This window comes from Pseudomonas sp. P7548, from assembly GCF_013386585.1.
Lineage (GTDB): Bacteria > Pseudomonadota > Gammaproteobacteria > Pseudomonadales > Pseudomonadaceae > Aquipseudomonas.
In genome coordinates this window covers 1-975 of the sequence record NZ_JACARO010000223.1, presented here as the reverse complement: position 1 = coordinate 975, position 975 = coordinate 1, and the positions used below count along the sequence as shown (strand labels likewise).

The 975-nt window shown below is 62.8% G+C and carries 1 protein-coding gene; it reads right to left on the bottom strand.

Going from position 1 to position 975, the window contains the following annotated elements:
• Positions 1-151: 151 nt before the first annotated feature.
• Positions 152-975 (bottom strand): MFS transporter (locus HX803_RS32420; RefSeq protein WP_178926120.1); only part of this gene is annotated, 824 nt, incomplete at its 5' end.

Here is a 975-nt window from a genome sequence, read left to right as displayed (position 1 = left end):
GGAGTGAGGGCACACCGAGCCTAGCGAGGTGCCGAGTGTTGGGGCAAGAGCCTTTTGGTTACTTTTGGGCTCTTTCCAAAAGTGACCCGCCGTAAGGGCGGAACCCATAGCAGCCGTTACCGCAGCAACGGATCTACCCCCCCACCCAACCTCACCGCGCCTTATCCTCCCGCCCCCGCAAAACCCGATTAGGCATAGCCAGAGCCGCCATCAACCCAAGCAAAGAAACCCCCGCACTCACCATCAACAAATGCCGAAACGTCACCGCCAACTCCCCACGCAACGCATCCTGCGCCGGCCCTGGCGCCGCGTTCAGCCCATCCAACAAAACATTCCCCGAACCGCCCTCAGCCCCCAACGCCCCACTGGCCAAGTGCGCAAAACTCGAATCCTGCAACAACGCCAGCAACAGCGCCGACATGCACGCCACCCCCACCGCGCCACCCAGCGAACGGAAGAGGTTGGTGGTACTGGTGGCCACACCAATATCCCGCTGTTCTACCGAATTCTGCGTGCCCACCAGCGATGTCGGAAACTGCATCCCCGCCGCAATCCCACACAGCAGCATAAACACCGCCGTCATCCCCACCGCCTGGGGCGCGCTGTAGGCCATGCCAAGAATCGCAAACGGGCTCAACAGCGCGCCACTCAAGATCATCGGTTTATAGCGCCCGGTCACCGAGGTCATGCGCCCGGCGAAATAAGCGCCCATGGGCAACCCCATTGCCAACGGCAACAGGTGCAACGCCGCGCTGTCGGCGCCGGAACCGGTCACCGTCTGGTAGCGCAGCGGCATCAACACCGTCAGGGAAATCGCCTGGAAGCTGGTGAAGAAAATCGTACACCAGCACAACACCGCACTGCGGTTGGCGAACAGGTGCATCGGCAGCAGCGGCTCCCGCGCGCGGCGTTCATGCCAGACAAACACGCTCAGCGCCACCAACGCGCACGCCAGCAGGCCCAGCACCTGGTCGT